Below are 13,070 nucleotides of genomic sequence, written 5' to 3'. Positions count from 1 at the left end.
TACGCCGGTGGTGACGCCGGGGCCGCTGCGCCGGCCGGTCACTCCGGGGGCGGGTACGCCTCACTGCGGGACGGGGTACGCCCCGCCGGCCCCGCCGTCGACCGCGAACCGGGCGGCGGTGACGAACGAAGCGTCGTCACTGGCCAGGAAGGCGATCGCGGCGGCGATCTCGGCCGGTTCGCCGAGCCGCCCCATCGGCACGCCGGACAGGTCCCGAACCACCTGCGCCGGGTCGGCCGCGAACAGCTCCGACAGCGCCGGGGTGGCGACCGGACCCGGGCAGACCGCGTTGACCCGGATCCCCTGCCGGGCGAGCTCGACGCCGAGTTCCCGGGTCAACGCCAGCACCCCGCCCTTTCGCCCACCGTGGTCGGGGCGGCTGCCGGCCGATCCGGTCGGCGTCGGGGTCGGGACGGTGTTGACGATCGACCCACGGCCCTGTCGGCGCATGTGCGGGATGACGTACCGGCAGCAGAGCTGGACGCCGGTGGTGTTGACCTCGTCGTCCGGCGCCGAGACGCCGGCGGTGTTGACGGCGATGTCGATCCGCCCGTGCCGGGCCGCGACCCCGTCGAGGAGTTCGCGTACGGCGGTCTCGTCGGTGACGTCGCACTCGACGAAGTCCCCGTCCACCTCCCAGGCGGCGGCCCGCCCCTCCTCGGCCGCGATGTCGACACAGACCACCCGGGCTCCCTCGACGGCGAGTCGACGTACCGTCGCAAGCCCGATGCCGCTGCCGGCGCCGGTCACCACCGCCACCCGGCCGGCCAGTCGCGCACCCATCGCCACCGCAGCCACCCCTCTCGATCTCCCACGTCCTGCCGGCATCCTCCCCGACGTACCGGGGCGTGGTCGAGACGTGTCGTCGCGCCGGGTGCTGGACCGCGTTCGCCGACGGCGACCGGCGCCAGGCAGCCGCCGGTGGACGCACCGGAGTGAGCTGGATCACGAAAACCCGACCGGCGACAATCCGGCAATTGAAAGAGTCTTCAATTGCTCACATGCAGGTTCCGCTCTACCAGGCCAAGGCCGAGTTCTTCCGGATGCTCGGGCATCCGGTCCGGATCCGGGTACTCGAACTGCTCGGCGAGGGCCCGAGACCGGTACGGGACCTGCTCACCGAGACCGGGGTGGAGGCGTCGAACCTCTCCCAGCAGCTCGCGGTGCTGCGTCGGGCCGGGATCGTGGTCTCCACCCGGGACGGTGCCAACGTCGTCTACGCGCTGGCCGGACCGGACGTGGCGGACCTGATGCGGGCGGCCCGACGCATCCTCACCGAGATGCTGCAGGGCCAGGCCCAACTGCTCGCCTCGCTGACCGTCGAGCCGACGCCGGGTCCGACCGTCGAGCCGACGCCGGGTCCGACCGTCGAGCCGACGCCGGGTCCGACCGTCGAGCCGACAGCAGGCCTGACGGTCGACGCGGCGCCAGGACCGTCCGCCGCGTGAGCCACCTCGACCTGCTGCCCGGCCGGGCCGACCTGGCCGCCGTACGGCGTAATCCCCGCGCCGACCTGCTCGCCGGCCTCACCGTCGCGGTGGTGGCCCTGCCGTTGGCCCTCGGTTTCGGCGTCGCCTCCGGACTCGGCGCCGCCGCCGGGCTGGTCACCGCGGTCGTGGCCGGCGCGCTCGCCGCCGTCTTCGGCGGCTCCAACCTGCAGGTCTCCGGTCCCACCGGGGCGATGACCGTCGTCCTGGTGCCGATCGTGGCCCAGTACGGGCCCGGCGGGGTGCTCACCGTCGGCCTGCTCGCCGGACTGATCCTGGTCGGTCTCGCGATCGCCCGGGCCGGCAGGTACGCCGAACTCGTACCGGCGCCGGTGGTCGAGGGCTTCACCGCCGGCATCGCCGTCATCATCTTTCTCCAGCAGGTGCCGGCGGCGCTGGGCGTCACGGCACACGGCGAGAAGGTGCTCCCGGTCGCCTGGCGGGCCGTACGCGGATTTGTCGCCGCCCCCGACTGGCCGGCCCTCGGTCTCTCCCTCGGCGTCGCCGCGGCGGTCCTCGTCCTGCTGGCCTGGCGCCCCCGGCTGCCCGCGTCACTGCTCGCGGTCGGCGCGGCGACCGTCGGCGCGCACCTGGCGGGCCTCGACGTGGCCCGGATCGGCGCACTGCCGGCGACCCTGCCGGAACCGTCGTTGGCCTTCCTCCAATGGGACGCGCTCGGCACGCTGCTCCCCCCGGCGATCGCCGTCGCCGCGCTGGCCGCGCTGGAGTCCCTGCTCTCCGCCACCGTCGCCGACGCGATGCGCCGAGGTGAGCGCCACCACCCGGACCGGGAACTCTTCGGGCAGGGCATCGCCAACATCGTGACCCCGCTCTTCGGCGGGGTGCCGGCCACCGCCGCGATCGCCCGGACCGCGGTGAACGTCCGGTCCGGAGCGGTCTCCCGGCTCGCCGCGCTGATCCACGCGGTGATCCTCGCGGTGCTCATGCTCGCCGCCGCTCCCCTGGTCGCCGGCATCCCGCTCGCCGCGCTCGCCGGAGTGCTGCTGGCGACCGCGCTGCGGATGGTGCAACTCGGTGTGCTGCGGGCGATCACCCGGGCCAGCCGGTCCGACGCGCTGGTCCTGGTCGTCACCGCCGGGGCGACCGTCCTGCTGGACCTGGTGGCGGCGGTACTGATCGGCCTGGTCGTCGCCGGCGCGCTGGCGCTGCGCAAGGTCGCCAACTCGCTGCGGGTCGACGAGATCCCGCACGACGAGCCGACGCCGAGGCTGACCGTGTACCGGCCGAGCGGTCCGCTCTTCTTCGCCGCCGCGCACCAGCTCCGCCGGGCGCTGTCCATCGTGGACCGCGTCGACGTCGTCCTGCTCCGCCTCTCCGGGGTCACCGCGATCGACGCCTCCGGCGCGCTCGCACTCCGGGAGGCGATCGAGGAACTGCACGACCGGAACATCACCGTGCACCTCGCCGGCATCCGCCCCGAACACCGGCGGGCGCTGACCGCGGTGGGCGTACTGGACCTGGTGGCCGACCGGGTGCACGTCGACGCCCCGGCCGCCATCGCCGCCCTCCGTACCAGCTAGGACGCAGCTGGCCAGGACTAATTGTCTTGCCTCACCGGCGCGCACGGCGCATGCTCGTAGGCGTGACAGGGCGGACGTTCCACACCGCGCGCCGTGGCCGACGACGGCGCGCAGGGTCCGACGCCTGACCGGATCTCTCCGCGCCGACGGGCGCGGTACGGGGCCGGCGAGCGCCGGACCCGGGGCCCGGAAGCGGGCCCGAGCCGGGTCCTCGGACGACCCGGCGATCGCGGCGGCGCGGGGCGCGGTCACCTCTCTCACCCCCGGTACGGGTTCCCCGTGCCAGCGCCCGCCCCGCGCCGCCGCACACCCGCACCCTGGCCCGCCTCCGGTCAGAGTTCGACGACCAGGCCCGCCTCGGCGACCGCGACCGGTCCGGCGAACCCCGCCCGCGCCGCCGTGACGAAGGCGGCCGGTTCGACCCGTGGCCAGAGGTGGGTCAGCAGGACCCGGTGCGCCGACGTCTCGGCGAGCAGCCGGGGCAGCACGGCGTAACCGGGGTCGACCAGCAGCTGGAAGCCGTCCCGTTCCACCAGGTACCCGCTGCACCCGACGTCGGCGGTCGGATACGCGGCGTGGCCACCGAAGACCGTGATCCGCACCTCGTCACCCAAGGCCATCAGGTCCACGCGACCGGGGTATACCGACCAATGTCGACCTACCGGACATCGCACCTGTGCCGATACCGTGGCTATCGGCGGGACGGAGGAGGAGCGGTGGGAACCTCGAAAATCATGGTCGATCCGGCGATCGTCGCGGCACTCGGCCCTGACGAACTCGCGACACTGAAGGCCAACCTCTGGCCGCTCGACTGTCAGACCTGTGGAAGACGGTTCCGACGATGGGACACGCCCGCACTGGTCGTACAGGCCGAGGGTGACCTGGCGGACGCGTCGCTGCACCACCGGCGCTGCCACGCCTCCGGCTGGTTCGACCGTCCGATCGTGCCGCTGACCGAGCGCCCGCATCTCACCTGGCGGGCGGGCACCTGCGTCCTGCCCAGCAGCGGGTTGCCGATGTTCCTGGTCAATCCGTCGTACGAGGCGGCGCGGCTGCGCCAGATGGCTGACGGCTGGCGGCTGTGGACCCTGGAGCACTTCGTCGACCTGGGGTTCTCCCTGGAGACGGCGCCCGAGCCCGCCGATCCGATCCCGACCCTCGTCGCAGAACTCGACCGGGACCGGATCTCCGTCGAGGTCCGGACCGACGGGGTCGTCGGGCATGCCTGGCGTGAGCTGCCCATCTCCCCCGCGACGTTCCACCGGATCTCGGCCTCCTACCAGGTCATGGTCGGGGTGACCACCTTCGAGGACGTCCACCGCCCACTCACCGAGGAGCAGATCACGGGGCTGCTGCGGCACCGCCGGATGGCTCTCGCCTCGGCCCGGATCAGCTCCTTCGCCGGCCCAGCGCAGCCACTGCGGGCCAGCGACTTCGACCGGGACATCCGCGCCGAGACCATCGCACTGACCTTCGAACTGGTCCGGCGCCTCCTGGGGATCACGGCCACCGACGCCCACCTCGACGTCTCGATCAGGCTCCTGAACGGCGAGGACAGACCGGTCCTGGCGCTGGACGGCCCTGACCGGGTCCTGGCGGTGCTCCCGGTCGTCCTGCTCTACGCGGCCCGGACGCACGACAGCTCGGGGCGGCCGGCCCCGCAGCGCGGGGTGCACGTGATGACGCCGGACACCCGGAGCGCCGACGAGTACCAAGACATGATCACGCCGATCGCCGAGGGGTTCGACCGTACGGTCGGACGCCTGGGCGCCGCGCCGTCGTCGCCGGAGGGCGCCGAGGCGTACCTGGCCGACATCGTCGTCGGTACGAGTGAACAGTTCAGCGCCGCCCACCGCTACTACCGGGACGCCGGCGCCGGGTGGAGCGGGCACGCCAGCCGGGGTGAGGTGGCCGTCATCACCGGCGACGACCCCCTGCGGGTGATGAGCGCCGACTTCGTCCGGCACTACCCGAGGGTGACCGCCGGCTGATCCGGCTACGCTGTACGGGGCCGACCGACCGGCGGGCGGCTCAGGTGACGACCAGGCCGACCAGCCAGATGCCGGTGACGATCAGCGCCGCCGCCAACTCGACGAGCAGGGCGAGCCCGACCGCCTGCAGGGCCTGCTTGGTGGAGGGCCAGGCCAGTCGCGGCTCCCGGAGCCGGGCCAGCTCGGCGAGCCAGAGCCCGAGCACAAAACCGAGGATCAACCCGATCACCGGTACGACAAAAAAGCCGACGATGCCGAGCACGCCACCGGCGAGCAGGGAGAGGTTCGACACCCCGCCCCGCCTCAGGTTGCGCCCCGGCCAGAGGTACTTCACCAGGCTGCCGAGCAGGGTGACCAGGGTCGCCAACCCCAGTACGATCCACGGTCCGACACCCGCGCCGTCGCCGAAGATCGACCACACCAGTACGCCGAGCCAGCACAGGATCAACCCGGGCACGATCGGCACGATCACCCCGACGACACCGACCACGATGGTCACGCCGCAGAGGATTGTCACGAGTCCTTCGGTGTCCGTCATGTCCACAGCGTCAAGCCTGCCCTACCGGGGCACGTCCGCACGCCGCCGGGCGGCCTGTTCGGCGAGCCGGGCGGTGACGGTCTGCTCCGGGCCCGGTGCGCCGAAGTAACGGCCCTGGGCGGCGTCGCAGCCCAGCGCGGTCAGCTGGTCGGCCTGCCCGGCTGTCTCCACCGCCTCGGCGGTCACCGACAGACCCAACGCGTGCGCGAGCCGGACCAGCGCGTCGACGATCCGGCCGTCGACCAGACCCTGCCGGTCGCTGGTCCGGATCCCGTCGACGAACGGGCCGGCGAGTTTCAGCCCGTGGATCGGCAGCCGGCGCAGGTACGCCAGATTGGAGTAACCGGTGCCGAAGTCGTCGATCGCCAGTCGTACGCCGAGCGCGGCCAGCCGGCGCAGCGCGGGCAGCGGCTCCCCGGCGGTGGCCATCAGCGCGCTCTCGGTCAGTTCGAGTTGCAGCAGTTCGGCCGGCAGACCGGTCTGCCGCAGCACCTCGGACACGGTCCCGACGATGTCGGGGTCGCGGGCCTGTCGGGCGGCCAGGTTGACGCTGATCACCAACCGGGCGTCGGGGAAGTCGCGGAGCCAGCGGGCGGCGGCCTCGCAGGCCCGCAGCAGCACGAAACGGCCGAGCGGAACGATCAGCCCGGTCTGCTCGGCGAGGCCGATGAACTCGTCCGGGCCGACCAGACCCCGTTCCGGGTGCCGCCACCGGACCAGCGCCTCGGCCGCCCGGATCGAACCGTCGGCGAGGTGCACGATCGGTTGGTAGTCCACGATGAACTCACCACGCTCGAGCCCGGCCGACATGCCGGCGACCAACTCCTCGTCGGCCTGTTCCCGGGCCCGCCGCTGCGGGTCGTAGCTGGCCACCCGACCGCGCCCGTCCGCCTTGGCCCAGTAGAGGGTGACGTCGGCGGCCTTCATCAGGTCCGCGACGCTGGTCTCACCGACCGGCCGCGAGACGACGCCGATGCTCGCCGAGACCGAGAACCGCCGTTCGCCGATCCGGACCGGCTCGGCGATCGCGGCCAGCGCCGCCTCGGCCACCTGCCGGACCTCCCGACATCCGGCGTCCCGGTCGAGCAGGATCACGAACTCGTCGCCGCCCATCCGGGCGACCAGGTGCCCCTGCCCGGCGACGTGGTCGGCGAGCCGGCCGGCGACCGTCACCAGCAACTGGTCGCCGAGGTCGTGCCCGAGGCTGTCGTTGATCGCCTTGAAGCCGTCGAGGTCGAGGAAGCAGACGCCGACCCGGTCGGTCGGCCGGGCGGTGGCGAAGACCCCGCCGAGCCGGTCGAGGAACAGGGTCCGGTTCGCCAGCCCGGTCAGCGGGTCGTGCGACGCCTGGTGAGCGAGCCGCTGCTGCAGTTCGTGACGTTCGGTGATGTCGTGCACCATGGCGACGGTGAACCGGGGACGGCCGTCGTCGTGCCGGATCAGCGAGACCGCGAGATCGGTCCAGACCGCGCTGCCGTCCCTGCGCCGGTAGCGCTTCTCCAGTCGTACGCTGTCCCGCCGGCCCTCGATCAGCTCCTGGTACAGGTCCCGCGTCCCGGCCGCGTCGTCCGGGTGGAACAACGCGGCGACGTTCAGCTCACGCAACTCGCTGACTGGATAGCCGAGCAGGTCGGCGAAGGCCGGGTTGACGTCGAGGATCTGCCCGTCGAGGTCGGCGATGCCGATCCCGGTCGCCGCACCGGTGAAGATCGCCCGGAACCGCGCCTCGCTGTCCCGCAGCGCCTGTTCGACCTGGTTCCGGGCGGCCCCGCCGAACCGGCAGGACGCCTCGGTGCAGGCCTCCGGCGGGTGCTCCGCGTCCACGCCGGTGCGCGGCGGGGTGGAGGCGGACACGCTCAGTCCGCGCGGCCGTCGTTCCGGCCCACCGCGCCGAGTTGCCGGTCGCGCTCGACGTGGTGTCCCCCGCCGAGGACGTGGTCGTGGACCCGGGCGGCGCCGGGCCGGCTCAGGTCGGTCTCCGCGGGTGGCCCGTCCGGCAGTCGCATGTCCCCGCCCCAGCTCGTCACTGCGGCCTGTGGGCCGCCGGTCGGCACGACCGTTCGCGCACGGGTGGGCGCCGCCGACTCCACGCGCGGGTCGTGGTGATCGCACACACTCTAGGGCCTGCCCACCGGATCTTCTACCGGCCGTTCCGGCCCGGGATAGGTTTGGCCGCATGGGGTCGGCACAGGTCCGCCGGAACGCCGGCGGCGCGGCGGTGCCGGCCGTACCGCACCGGGAACGGGTCGTCCGGGCGACCGCCGCCTTCGCCGCCGCGGCCTGCACGATCGCCGGTACGGTCGCGGTCCTGCTCGCCGTCCGGGCCGGTCCCGACCCGGGGTTCGGCGGGTACGTCAGCGAGGCCGGTACCGGCACCGCCGACGCGGCGTCGACCTACCGGCTCGGGGTCTTCGGGGTCGCCGCCGGTCTGGTCCTGCTCGCCGTCGCGCTGCCGTCGACGGCGCGGATCGCGGCCGCGCTGCTCGGCACCGGTGCCGCCGGGACCGTCGTCTCCGGGGCGGTGCCCTGCACCGACGGGTGTCCGCTGCCGCCGTACGAGTCGGTCGGGCTGGCCGACCTGGTGCACGGCGGCGCGAGCATCGGCGCGGTCGCCGCCGGGGTGTTCGCCATGCTGGCGCTGTGCCGGTCGGTCGGCGTCTCCCGGGCGGTACGGCGGGTCGCCGCGGTCGCCGCCGTGGTGTCGCTGCCGCTGTCCGCGATCATCGGGCTGGGCATGCTCGTGGTCGGCCGGGGCCTGCTGGTCGGGGTGGTGGAGCGGCTGCTGCTCGGCGTCGGTGTGCTCTGGCTCGGTACGACGGCGCTGCGGTTCGGCGTGGACCTGCTGCTGCGGCGGCCGTCCCGCGACGCACCCGCCGGACGGCGGCTACCCTGCCGCACCGTTTCCGGCCGGCCCTGGCACGGCCGTGCCGGCGGGACCGGTTTCCCGGTCGGCGTGCCGGCCGCGGAGCGCGGCGACCGCCCCGAACCCGACCAGGACCGCCAGTACGGCGACGAGGACACCGGGCCCGAGCCGGGGGACCACCATCGGCACCGGCCCACTGAATAGCGCGGACGAGTTGTCGTAGCCGAGGGCGACCAGGACCGCCGACCCGGTAGCGACGCCACCCGCGACCAGCGCTGCCGCGACCGGGACCCGGCGCCGCCCGGGTGCGGTGCGCAGGGTCCAGAGCACCGCCGCGTGGAACGCCAGCACAGCGCCCAGGTGCAGGCCCCAGTTCGGCAGCCGGTACAGCCGGATGGTGGTGCCGCCGTACCAGGCCCAGGGAAGGACGAGCAGGGAGAGCAGGCTGAGCCCGATGGCGACCTGGGCCGCAACGGTGCCCACCTTGGTGGTTTTCATCTTCCGGCCTCCTCACCACCGGTGTTGTCCGCTCCCGGGATTCCGGTGGACCGGACGACCCTCGTTGTCTCCACACCCTGGCGTACGCCCTTGCCGTCCCCGAAGTCCCACTGCATGTAGGCGTTGGTCACCTGGGTCCGGCAACGGTTCGGGAAACTCCGCGCCACGGTCCGCCATACCCACCCATTGGCGGGTCACGATGGGAATGACCCTAAAGAGAATCGCCGTGACAAATCTGTGAGCTGATTCACTCCCGACCATCGGCAGATTCTCACTATGCGCCGGGACGGCGGCGCGCCGAACCGGGACCCGCCCGGTACGGCGGCGCGCCGAACCGGGACCCGCCCGGAAGCCGGCCGTCGCCACCCGGTACGCCGGACTGTAAGGAGTCTCACGGAGCCCCACCTTTCGCGCCGGCCGCAGATCTCGTACCGTCGACCCGCGATGAACAACGTCTGGTTCCTGACCGTCCGCCTGTATGTCGATCTGCGACTGCAGGCCAGCGCCGGCTGTCGCGGCTGACCGCGTCCCCTCGACCGTCAGACCGCCATCCGGCCGCGTCCACGGACGCCCGACCCCGGCCCCACCGGGCCCGGCCGGACCAGACCATTGGACTCCCCTGTGCCTGCTGTCCTGCGTAAGATCCCCTTCTCCGTCCAGATCCTGCTCGGGCTGGTACTCGGCGTCGCCCTGGGCTACCTGGCCCGCGCCGGCGACGTCTCCTGGCTCGGCACCACCCTCAACACCATCGGCAGCCTCTTCGTGCAGCTGCTCCGGGTCGCCGTACCGCCGCTGGTCTTCACCGCCATCGTGGTCAGCGTGGTCAGCCTGCGCGGGGTGGCCAACGCCGCCCGGCTGGCGCTGAAGACCCTGCTCTGGTTCGGCATCACCGCGCTGATCTCGGTCGGCGTCGGCATCGGCCTCGGCCTGCTGACCAACCCGGGCCGGGGCGTCACCCTCGACCTCGGCGCCGCCACGGAACCGCAGCGGACCGGCTCGTGGACCGACTTCCTCACCGGGATCGTGCCGAAGAACGTCTTCGGCGCGTTCACCGAGAACAACGTGCTGCAGATCGTCTTCCTCGCCGTGGTCGTCGGCATCGCCGCGCTGCTGGTCGGTGCCGCCGCCGAGCCGTTCGTCGAGCTGAACCGCTCGATCCTGGCGATCGTGCAGAAGGCGCTCTGGTGGCTGATCCGGCTCGCCCCGCTCGGCACCCTCGGCCTGATCGGCCACGCCGTCGAGGCGTACGGCTGGGACCTGCTGGCGCCGCTGGCCAAGTTCACCACCGCGGTCTACGTCGGCTGCGCGATCGTGCTGCTGGTGGTCTACCCGCTGGTGCTGGTCCTCGGCGGCAGGCTGAACCCGCTGCGCTTCTACGCCGGCACCTGGCCGGCGATCGAACTCGCCTTCGTCTCCCGCTCGTCGGTCGGCACCATGCCGGTGACCCAGCGGGCCGTCGAGCGGATCGGCGTGCCGCGCGAGTACGCCTCGTTCGCCGTGCCGTTCGGCGCGACCACGAAGATGGACGGCTGCGCCGCGATCTACCCGGCGCTGGCCGCGATCTTCGTGGCCCAGGTCTTCGGGGTCAGCCTCAGCCCGCTCGACTACCTGCTGATCGCGTTCGTCTCGGTGGTCGGCTCCGCCGCGACCGCTGGACTGACCGGGGCGCTGGTGATGCTGACCCTGACCCTGAGCACCCTCGGACTGCCGCTGGCCGGCGCCGGTCTGTTGCTCGCCATCGACCCGATCCTGGACATGATCCGCACCGCGACCAACGTCGCCGGCCAGGCGCTGGTGCCGACCGTGGTCGCCGCCCGGGAGGGTGTCCTGGACCGGGCCGCGTACGACGCCGCCGGTCGGCACGACCTGACCGAGGAGGCGCCGGCCGAGACCCCGGCCCGCCGCGAGGACCCCGCCCCGGTCCCCGCCTGAGACGGTGCGGAGGGGCCCTTACCATCGCAGGGCGGTGGTAAGGGCCCCTTCCCGCACCTCTGAGCGCGCGTCCACCGCCCCACACCTCCCCCAGTCGAAGGAGTCCGAGATGACCGGGCTGTTCAGTCCGTTGACGCTGCGTGGCGCGACGCTCCGGAACCGGATCGCGATGGCGCCGATGTGCCAGTACTCGGCCGGCCCGGACGGGCTGCCGACCGAGTGGCACCGGGTGCACCTCGGCTCGCGGGCGCTCGGCGGGGTCGGTCTGGTGATCAGCGAGGCGACCGCGGTCGTACCGGAGGGGCGGATCAGCCCCCGGGACACCGGCCTCTGGTCGGACGCCCACGTCGAGGCGTGGCGGCCGGTCACCGCGTTCGTCGCCGAGGCCGGGGCGCTGCCGGCGGTGCAGCTCGCGCACGCCGGCTTCAAGGCGTCGACGTACTGGCCGTGGTCGCCGGTGGCCGGTGGGGTGCCGGACGACGAGGGCGGTTGGACGCCGGTCGGGCCGGGCGACGAGCCGTTCCTGCCGACGTTCCGGACGCCGAAGGCGCTGGACCTCGCGGAGATCGACCGGGTGGTCGAGGCGTTCGCCGTCGCCGCGTCGCGGGCGCTGGCGGCGGGTTTCCGCGCCGTCGAGGTGCACGCCGCGCACGGTTACCTGCTGCACGAGTTCCTTTCCCCGCTGACCAACCACCGTACCGACGGCTACGGCGGGGACCGGGCCGGCCGCAGCCGGCTCGCCCTGGAGGTCACCCGGGCGGTCCGGGCGGTGGTCGGCGACGACGTACCGGTGCTGGTCCGGATCTCGGCCACCGACTGGGTGCCCGACGGTTGGACGCCGGCGGACAGTGTGGCGCTGGCCCGGGAGTTGGCCGCCGCCGGCGCCGACCTGGTCGACTGCTCGTCCGGCGGTGCCGCGCCGAACGTCGAGGTTCCGGCCAAGCCCGGCTACCAGGTGCCGCTGGCCGCCGAGGTCCGCCGGAAGACCGGGGTGCCGACCGGCGCGGTCGGGCTGATCACCGAACCGGAGCACGCGGCGGCGATCGTCGCCGACGGCGAGGCCGACCTGGTGCTGCTCGGCCGGGAACTGCTCCGCGACCCGTACTGGCCGCGCCGGGCGGCGGCGGAACTCGGGGTCGCCCTCGACGCCCCGGCCCAGTACCGACGCGCCTGGTAGCAACAACCGGACGAAACCACCTCAGAAGAGGACGGTGGCGAAGGTGCCGACGGTGCGGAACCCACACCGTTCGTAGACCCGGCGGGCCGGGATGTTGTAGTCGTTGACGTAGAGGCTGACCGACGGGGCGACCCGGGCCAGCGCGTCGCGGACCACGGCAGCCATCGCGGCGGCGGCGATGCCCTGACCGCGCCAGGTCGGGTCCACCCAGACCCCCTGGATCTGGGCGGTACGCCGGGTGACGACCGCGAGTTCGGCCTTGAAGACCACCTGGCCGTCGACGAACTTGCCGTACGCCCGCCGGGTCCGGACCAGTTCGGCGACCCGCTGCCGGTACGCCCGACCGCCGTCCTCGGCCAGTGGCGAGACGCCGACCTCCTCGGTGTACATCGCCACCGCCGCCGGGAAGAGCAGGTCGACCTCGTCGGTGCGGACCGGGCGTACGTCGGGGTCCGGGTCGACCGGCGGCACCGTCTCGGTCGCCAGCAACGGCTGGTTGGGGCGTACGTCCCGGGCCGGTCCCCACTGTCCGGAGAGTCGTTCCCAGAGTCCGAGCACGCCGTCGGCGCGTCCGACGATCGACGAGCAGAGCCGTTCCTCGGCGCTGAGGGTCTCGGCGAAGGCGGTGATCGCGGCCTGGTGGGCGCAGACCGGGGTGAGCTGGCCACCGAGCCAGCAGAGTGCCTCGATCCGGTCGCGGGCCCCGTAGCCGAGCACCCGGCCGTCGGCCCGCCACCACGAGAGGCCGTTGGTGGCGACGCGTTCGGCCACCTGGGCGGCGGCGTACGGATCGAGGTCGAGGATCCGTTCCACCGTGCCACGCTCGGCCTCACCGAGCTGGCGTACCGGGACCATCAGCACGTCTACCAGCGTGCCAGATCGTCGGCCGGGTGGCGGGCCGGATCACCGCGCTGGTCGCCCCAGGTTGACAGATGCCACTTGAGCTGCTGATTCACTGTCGATCCCCAAGATCGACACGACACGTAACGCACGGTCACTGTTCATCGTGCGGTGGTTTGGTTGTCCGCTTGACCCGCTTAGCG

Annotated in this window: 11 protein-coding genes and 2 pseudogenes; 6 read left to right on the top strand and 7 right to left on the bottom strand. The window is 73.1% G+C overall.

Annotation, left to right across the window (positions count from 1 at the left end):
- Positions 1–60: 60 nt before the first annotated feature.
- The gene (locus ABGB21_RS15585; RefSeq protein WP_347678352.1) at positions 61–783 is read right to left on the bottom strand and encodes an SDR family oxidoreductase; all 723 of its coding nucleotides are present in this window, start codon (positions 781–783) and stop codon (positions 61–63) included.
- Positions 784–1,001: 218 nt separating this feature from the next.
- On the opposite strand from ABGB21_RS15585, the pseudogene ABGB21_RS15580 reads away from it, so the two are divergent.
- Together ABGB21_RS15580 and ABGB21_RS15575 are read left to right on the top strand one after the other, a co-directional pair.
- Positions 1,002–1,286: pseudogene (locus ABGB21_RS15580) on the top strand (metalloregulator ArsR/SmtB family transcription factor); the annotation flags it as partial.
- A 158-nt stretch (positions 1,287–1,444) separates the two neighbouring features.
- On the top strand, positions 1,445–3,028 hold the full coding sequence (locus tag ABGB21_RS15575) for a SulP family inorganic anion transporter (protein WP_347678311.1): 1,584 nt from the start codon (positions 1,445–1,447) through the stop codon (positions 3,026–3,028).
- 332 nt (positions 3,029–3,360) lie between these two features.
- Here the strand turns inward: ABGB21_RS15575 and ABGB21_RS15570 are convergent, their stop codons facing one another.
- Entirely contained in the window at positions 3,361–3,657 is a 297-nt protein-coding gene (locus tag ABGB21_RS15570; protein ID WP_347652202.1) for a hypothetical protein, read from the bottom strand.
- An 87-nt stretch (positions 3,658–3,744) separates the two neighbouring features.
- On the opposite strand from ABGB21_RS15570, the gene ABGB21_RS15565 reads away from it, so the two are divergent.
- On the top strand, positions 3,745–5,019 hold the full coding sequence (locus tag ABGB21_RS15565) for a hypothetical protein (protein ID WP_347652203.1): 1,275 nt from the start codon (positions 3,745–3,747) through the stop codon (positions 5,017–5,019).
- A gap of 40 nt (positions 5,020–5,059) precedes the next feature.
- On the opposite strand, the gene ABGB21_RS15560 is transcribed toward ABGB21_RS15565, so the two are convergent.
- The 3 genes and pseudogenes from ABGB21_RS15560 to ABGB21_RS15550 all read right to left on the bottom strand — a co-directional run bounded on the left by ABGB21_RS15560 (position 5,060) and on the right by ABGB21_RS15550 (position 7,563).
- A complete protein-coding gene (locus tag ABGB21_RS15560) occupies positions 5,060–5,557 on the bottom strand; it encodes a DUF456 domain-containing protein (RefSeq protein ID WP_347652204.1) in 498 nt (165 codons plus the stop codon).
- Positions 5,558–5,578: 21 nt separating this feature from the next.
- A pseudogene (locus ABGB21_RS15555) lies at positions 5,579–7,321 on the bottom strand (EAL domain-containing protein); the annotation flags it as partial.
- A gap of 92 nt (positions 7,322–7,413) precedes the next feature.
- Entirely contained in the window at positions 7,414–7,563 is a 150-nt protein-coding gene (locus ABGB21_RS15550) for a hypothetical protein (RefSeq protein WP_347652255.1), read from the bottom strand.
- A gap of 170 nt (positions 7,564–7,733) precedes the next feature.
- Here ABGB21_RS15550 and ABGB21_RS15545 point away from each other — a divergent pair, with 170 nt between their 5' ends.
- On the top strand, positions 7,734–8,624 hold the full coding sequence (locus tag ABGB21_RS15545; RefSeq protein ID WP_347678309.1) for a DUF998 domain-containing protein: 891 nt from the start codon (positions 7,734–7,736) through the stop codon (positions 8,622–8,624).
- Positions 8,625–8,914: 290 nt separating this feature from the next.
- On the opposite strand, the gene ABGB21_RS15540 is transcribed toward ABGB21_RS15545, so the two are convergent.
- Positions 8,915–9,049: a hypothetical protein gene (locus tag ABGB21_RS15540; protein ID WP_347652206.1), complete on the bottom strand. Its 135-nt coding sequence runs from the start codon at positions 9,047–9,049 to the stop codon at positions 8,915–8,917.
- A gap of 502 nt (positions 9,050–9,551) precedes the next feature.
- Here ABGB21_RS15540 and ABGB21_RS15535 point away from each other — a divergent pair.
- Complete coding sequence (locus ABGB21_RS15535) at positions 9,552–10,850, top strand: dicarboxylate/amino acid:cation symporter (protein WP_347678350.1); 1,299 nt, start codon at positions 9,552–9,554, stop codon at positions 10,848–10,850.
- Between the two features lie 109 nt (positions 10,851–10,959).
- A complete protein-coding gene (locus ABGB21_RS15530) occupies positions 10,960–12,027 on the top strand; it encodes an NADH:flavin oxidoreductase/NADH oxidase (protein ID WP_347678307.1) in 1,068 nt (355 codons plus the stop codon).
- A 21-nt stretch (positions 12,028–12,048) separates the two neighbouring features.
- Here the strand turns inward: ABGB21_RS15530 and ABGB21_RS15525 are convergent, their stop codons facing one another.
- Positions 12,049–12,888 (bottom strand): GNAT family N-acetyltransferase, encoded by an 840-nt coding sequence (locus ABGB21_RS15525; RefSeq protein WP_347678305.1) that lies wholly within the window; start codon positions 12,886–12,888, stop codon positions 12,049–12,051.
- Positions 12,889–13,070: the final 182 nt, after the last annotated feature.

The organism is Plantactinospora sp. B24E8, from assembly GCF_039871735.1.
In the GTDB taxonomy this organism is placed as follows: Bacteria; Actinomycetota; Actinomycetes; order Mycobacteriales; family Micromonosporaceae; genus Plantactinospora.
Note: the sequence above shows the minus strand (reverse complement) of the source record. Positions and strands in the feature narration are given on the sequence as shown.